Here is a 6,391-nt window from a genome sequence, read left to right as displayed (position 1 = left end):
GTATTAAACTATATATTGGTGGTTAAATTGAAAATAAAATCCTACGAAAATTTACATGAAACTTTTTTAGTTATCATTTTTATAACTTTGGCTGGCGGGTTTCAAGATGCTTATTCCTACTTAATGAGAGGAAAAAGTATTTGCAAATGCTCAAACGGGAAATATCGTCCTCCTATTTAAAAATATTGTCGATTTGAATTTTAAAGAATCTCTGGCATATTTTATACCAGTTCTTTCCTTTGCCTTTGGCGTATATGTAGCTGTTCGCTTCGAAGATGCAATAGAAAAAAGAATTTTGCACTGGAGACAATACATAATTGGATTTGAAGTGCTTATAATGATTTTTGTATCTCTAATACCAGAAAGTTTAAACAATTTGGCAAATGCACTACTTTCATTTTCTTGTGCAATGCAAGTTTATACTTTCAAAAAAATATATGGTCTTAACTTTGCTACAACAATGTGCATAGGTAATTTAAGATCTGCGACAGAAAATCTTTCAAAATATCACATAACGAGAGAAAAAATTTATCTTGAAAATGCAAAAAAATATTATACAGTTATTTTTATATTTGGAATGGGAGCAGCTCTTGGCTATATTAGTTCTAAGGGACTTGGATTTAAATCCATCCTTTTAGCAGCAGGATTACTATTAATTTCTTTCGTAATCTTATTTTTTGAGGATAGAGGATAAAAAGTTTAAACTTAAAAAAGAAGAAGTGAATAAATTATAAAATTTTGTGATTTGAGAACCTTATAATAGAAAAATATTTATAATTAAAAAATTTTTGATGTCTGAGTCTAAGTAACTTAGACTTTTTTTATTTATATAACTTTAATTTGATATTGGTTAAAATGGAAAAAGGATCATACTTTGTACAAGGTGAATTTTAAAAATTTAAATCTTAAAAAATAAAAATAAATATTAAAGAAAAATGAAATCATTTACATTCTTGAAAGAATGAGATTGTTAATTTTTCATGGATTTTTACTTTTGGTCCATAAGTTGTAAAAGGATTGTATTTATTTTTATAAAATTTATTAAAATTATTAATAATACCATTGAATTTTGTCATTTAATGTGATAAAATCTCATTAATTTATAAACCAATATTAAATAAATTAGAAGAGGTGTAAAAAATGAAAAAATTTAAAGGGTTTATGGGTATTATGCTTTTAATGCTTTTGGCATTAGCATTCACAGCTTGTCAAAAAGTTGACAACGGAGCAGCTAAGGAAGAAGGAGAAGCTTCCACAACTGCTGATGCAGGTCAAAAGGCAAAGTTTGAAACTTTAAAAGAAGGCGAAGAATATCACATTGGAATCATAACTGGTACAGTATCTCAATCTGAAGATGAGTTCCGTGCTGCTGAAAAGGCAATTGAACTTTACGGTTCTGCTGATGAAGGCGGAGTTATTAAACACGATACTTATCCTGACAGATTCGAAGCTGAACAAGAAACTACTATTTCAAAAATCGTTGCAATGGCAGACGATCCTCTAATGAAGGCTGTTCTTGTAAATCAATCAGTTCCAGGAACTGTTGCAGCTTTTAATCAAATTAGAGAAAAAAGACCTGACATCATTCTTGTAAACTTAGTTGCTCAAGAAGATACAGTAATGGTTGAAAATGCATCTGACCTTGTAATGGATGCTGATAACGTATCTAGAGGTTATAGAATTATAGCTGCTGCCAAAGAAATGGGCGCAACTAAATTTGCTCACATCACATTCCCAAGACACATGTCTATCGAACTTCTAGCTCTTAGACGTGCAATTATGGAAGAAGCTTGTAAGGACCTTGGACTTGAATTTATTTCATTAAACGCACCAGATCCTACAACTGATATTGGTGTTCCTGGAGCACAACAATATGTTGCAGAAAATATCCAACCATGGATTGACAAATACGGCAAAGACACTGCTTTCTTCTGTACAAATGATGCCCACACTGAACCATTATTAAGAGGTGTGGCAGCAGGCGGAGCTATCTTTGTAGAACAAGACTTACCATCTCCTATCATGGGATATCCAAAGGCATTCTCAGTTGACATCCAAAGCATGGCTGGGGACTGGAAAGCAATTAATTCAGCTGTAGAAGAAGCAGTTGTAGCAAAAGGCGGAGATAAGAGAATGGGTACTTGGGCTTATTCACTAGGTTATTCACTAACTCTTGGCGCTGTTGATCACGTTATGAACGTTCTTAAAGGAGAAGGAGAACTTCTTAACCAAGAACAAATTGTAGCTGCAATCCAAAATTACACTGAAGGTGCAAAATGGATGGCTGAAAACTATATAGATAGAGCTTCTGGAGAAACTAAGGACAATCACTTCTTACTATCTCAAGACACTTATGTATATGGTAGAGGTTATCTAGGTATGGATAAGGTTAAAGTTCCTGAAAAATATCTAAATCTAAATGTTGACTTAGATGCTATTAAAGAAGCTCAAGAAAGTGCTGAAGGAAAAGCTGAATAATCAAAATTAGAGCTTTATAAAAAATGTATTATGAAAAAATTAAAGTCAACGGGTGACCGTTGATTTTAATTTTATATTTATTAAGATGGAGGGATTCTGTTGACAAATAGTTTACTTGAAGTCAAGAATGTCAGCAAGAGTTTTGGCGATAATGCCGTCTTAAAAGATGTAAATTTTTCTCTTAATAAGGGAGAAATTTTGGGACTTGTTGGAGAAAATGGTGCCGGCAAGTCAACATTGATGAATATAATTTTCGGTATGGAAGTTATAAGGGATACAGGCGGTTACAACGGTGAAATTTATTTTGACGGGAAATTAATTGACTTTAAAAATCCAATAGATGCCTTAAATGCAGGCATAGGAATGGTACATCAAGAATTTAGTTTAATCCCTGGATTCACAGTAGCAGAAAATATAACTTTGGATATGGAAAAGACTAACTCTTCTGTCATATCAAAAGTTTTTGGAAAGAAATTAGAAAGTATAGATTCAAAAGAAAACATTAAAATAGCAGGAAAATCATTAGATACTTTGGAAGTTGATATTGACACTAACTCTTTGGTATCTGAAATGCCTGTTGGTCACAAGCAATTTATTGAAATTGCAAGAGAAATGACTAGAAAAGATGTCAAGTTAATTATTATGGATGAGCCTACTGCAGTTTTAACAGAAACTGAGGCAAATAATTTAATAGAGTCTTTGAGAAGACTTTCTGATATTGGTATCTCTATAATTTTTATCACTCACAGACTTCGCGAAATCACAAGTGTTTGTGATCAAGTTGTAGTTTTAAGAGATGGTGAAATTATAGAAGATAGGAAAAATGAAAACTTATCTATTGAGCAAATTGCTGAATGGATGGTTGGAAGAGATGAAGAAAAGAAGATAGTTGCAGAAAAAGTGGCAAAAAACCTAAATATGGACGATCATATAATGGAAATTGAAAATCTTTGGGTTGATATGCCAGGAGAAGCTGTCTACGACGTAACTTTATCTGTTATAAGAGGAGAAATCCTAGGTATTGCAGGTCTAGCTGGTCAAGGCAAATTAGGTATTCCAAATGGAATTCTTGGAACTTATCCAGTTGGTGGAAAAATAATTTATAACGGAAAAGAATTAAAACTTGGAGATACGCTAGATATTTTGAAAAATAAAATCGCCTTTGTATCTGAAGATAGAAGAGGTGTTGGACTTTTACTAGAAGAACCAATTTTTTGGAATATAGCTTTTAATGCAATGCAAGTTCAAGAAAAATTTATTAAAAGAGTTTTTGGACTTAAATTTAGAGACGAAACAAAGATGAGAGAGTTATCAGATCATTATATTGATTCTCTTCACATAAAAACCACAGGATCTGATCAAAAAGCAGGTAACTTATCTGGAGGTAACCAACAAAAAATTTGTCTTGCCAAGGCTTTCGCCATGGAACCAGACCTTCTATTTGTATCAGAACCAACTAGAGGTATTGATATAGGAGCTAAGGAACTTGTGCTTGATGCTTTAAAAGAAAGCAATGAAAAAGACAATACAACTGTTGTAATGGTTTCATCAGAACTTGAAGAGCTAAGAAGTATTTGTGATAGAATTGCTGTAATTTGTGAAGGTAAAATTGCAGGTATTCTGCCAGCAAGTGCTGATCCTACAAATTTTGGACTTCTAATGAGTGGGGAAGGAGAGCTAGGAAATGACTAAAAAGAAAAGTTTAATTCAGCGAATTGGAATACCAAGACTTATCATTGGAGTTTTCTTATTAATACTTTTTATAGCTGCTCCAATAGCAGGTGTTTCCCTTACTGACTCAATCCAAAATGTTCTTTCAAGATTTGGAATGTTCTCAGTTTTAGTTTTATCTCTTGTTCCAATGGTTCAATCAGGTTGTGGACTTAACTTTGGTATCCCAATTGGTGTAGTAGCAGGAATACTTGGTGGCGTAACTTCTATTGAATTTGGTTTTAAGGGATTTACAGGAATTTTTATAGCAATGATATTTGCTGCACTTATAGCAATTATTTTTGGATTTTTCTATGGACTACTTTTAAATAGGATTAAGGGCGATGAAATGCTTATAGCAACTTATGTTGGTTATTCTTTCACAGCTTTTATGTGTATTGCTTATTTAATACTTCCTTACAAGAATCCAGTATCTGTTTTAAGTTACAGCGGTAAGGGACTTTCTCAACAAATTCCAGTTGCTGATTATTGGATGAAATCAAAAGTCCTTAGCAATGGAACAAAAATTACAGAAGGTCTATTAAATAACTTTTTATCTATTAATATACTTGGAGTGAGAATTCCAGTAGGTATGTTTTTATTATTTGCTCTTATGGCTTTTATAGTTTGGGCATTTTTCAAAACAAAAACTGGTACAGCTATGACAGCTGTTGGATCTAACCCAGAATATGCCAGAGCATCTGGTATTAACATCAATAGGGTTAGACTTGTATCAGTAATTTTTTCAACAGTACTTGCTGCAGTTGGAATTATTATTTATCAACAATCCTATGGATTTATTCAACTTTATCAAGCCCCACTTGCTTTTACCTTCCAAACAGTAGCAGCCCTACTAATTGGTGGTGCAAGTATTAACAAGGCATCCATTCCAAATGTTATAATTGGTACATTTTTATTCCAAGGTGTAATTACTCTTACTCCTACAGTAATAAATGGTGCACTAAATATAGATATTTCAGAAATTTTAAGAATGATAATCACAAATGGAATGATAATTTACGCACTTACAAGGAGGAGTAAAGATGAATAAAAAATTTAATTTTAAAGAATTTTTATACAGATTTATGGTTCCAATTTTGTTTATGATTATAGTTGTGGCTGGGCTTATAATTGCAAAACCACCACTATCCTATATAACAAATGAACTTTCAAAGAGAATGGTGAGAAATACTTTCTTAGTATTGTCACTTATTATTCCTATTATAGCTGGTATGGGTATTAACTTTGGTATCCCACTAGGAGCTATGGCTGGACAAATTGGAATAATTTTCGCACAAGATTGGGGATTTACAGGAGCGACAGGACTGTTAATAGCTGCTCTTATTGGTACTCCAATTGCCATATTACTTGGACAATTTTCTGGTAGAGTTCTTAACAGAGCTAGAGGAAGAGAAATGATCACATCAATGATGCTTGCCTTCTTTATATTAGGTTGGTATATGTTGTTCTTGCTTTACTTCTGTGGAACAATAATTCCAATGAGAACTAAATCAATGGTACTTTCTCAAGGATATGGAATTAAAAACTCAATTACTCTTGCATCTGCTCAAGGTTTTGACAATATCTTAAAATTTAGAATTAACATTCCAATTACTGCTAAACATCAAATTCTTTTTGATGTGCCAGTAGTTACAATTATAATTATTGCTTTGTTGTGTCTATTTATTGTTTGGTTTAGAAACACTAAACTTGGTCACGACATGAAAGCAGTGGGACAAGATCAATTTGTTGCATCAAATGCTGGAATGAATTCTGACAAAATTAGAATTGCATCAATCGTAATGTCAACAGTGCTTGCTTGTTATGGACAAATTATTTATTTACAAAATATTGGAACTCTTGCAACTTATGCAGGACAAGACCAAGCAGCTCTTTATGCAGCAGCATCAATCCTTGTTGGTGGTGCATCTGTATCAAAGGCATCAATTCCTAATGTAATTTTAGGTACTGCTTTGTTCCACTTGATGTTTATAGTGCTTCCACAAGCAGGAAGAGTTTTAACTGGAGATGCTATGATGGGTGAATACTTCAGAACATTTATCTCTTATGGAGTAGTTACTCTTGCTCTTATTCTTCATGCTTTCGAAAGAAAGAGAGAACTTGAAGCAAATAGATTAAAGCTAAGAGAAGATAAAATAAATAATGGAAAAACTGTTGCAGAATAAATTTGTAAAAACTAAAT

The 6,391-nt window shown here is 32.6% G+C and carries 5 protein-coding genes; all 5 read left to right on the top strand.

Annotated features, from left to right (window positions below):
• Window positions 1–193: 193 nt before the first annotated feature.
• The 5 genes from HGPT_RS03210 (at window position 194) to HGPT_RS03190 (ending at window position 6,374) form a co-directional block, all read left to right on the top strand.
• Window positions 194–694, top strand: a complete 501-nt coding sequence (locus HGPT_RS03210; protein ID WP_245544097.1) for a YoaK family protein — start codon at window positions 194–196, stop codon at window positions 692–694.
• Window positions 695–1,140: 446 nt separating this feature from the next.
• Window positions 1,141–2,478, top strand: coding sequence for a DUF3798 domain-containing protein (locus HGPT_RS03205; RefSeq protein ID WP_019138434.1), 1,338 nt, complete (start codon window positions 1,141–1,143; stop codon window positions 2,476–2,478).
• A gap of 99 nt (window positions 2,479–2,577) precedes the next feature.
• Window positions 2,578–4,170, top strand: a complete 1,593-nt coding sequence (locus HGPT_RS03200; protein ID WP_019138433.1) for a sugar ABC transporter ATP-binding protein — start codon at window positions 2,578–2,580, stop codon at window positions 4,168–4,170.
• On the top strand, window positions 4,163–5,239 hold the full coding sequence (locus HGPT_RS03195; protein WP_019138432.1) for an ABC transporter permease subunit: 1,077 nt from the start codon (window positions 4,163–4,165) through the stop codon (window positions 5,237–5,239). Before HGPT_RS03200 ends, HGPT_RS03195 begins: the two co-directional genes overlap by 8 nt.
• Window positions 5,232–6,374: an ABC transporter permease subunit gene (locus tag HGPT_RS03190; protein WP_019138431.1), complete on the top strand. Its 1,143-nt coding sequence runs from the start codon at window positions 5,232–5,234 to the stop codon at window positions 6,372–6,374. The genes HGPT_RS03195 and HGPT_RS03190 overlap by 8 nt, the downstream gene beginning before the upstream one ends.
• Window positions 6,375–6,391: the final 17 nt, after the last annotated feature.

It is taken from the genome of Peptoniphilus timonensis JC401, from assembly GCF_000312025.1.
GTDB classification, from domain to species: domain Bacteria; phylum Bacillota; class Clostridia; order Tissierellales; family Peptoniphilaceae; genus Peptoniphilus_A; species Peptoniphilus_A timonensis.
This window is presented reverse-complemented; position numbering and strand designations above follow the sequence as displayed.

Excerpts from the sequence above, each read along its gene's own strand:
- HGPT_RS03205 (WP_019138434.1), top strand. The coding sequence starts at position 1,141 with ATGAAAAAATTTAAAGGGTTTATGGGTATTATGCTTTTAATGCTTTTG.
- HGPT_RS03195 (WP_019138432.1), top strand. The coding sequence starts at position 4,163 with ATGACTAAAAAGAAAAGTTTAATTCAGCGAATTGGAATACCAAGACTT.
- HGPT_RS03190 (WP_019138431.1), top strand. The coding sequence starts at position 5,232 with ATGAATAAAAAATTTAATTTTAAAGAATTTTTATACAGATTTATGGTT.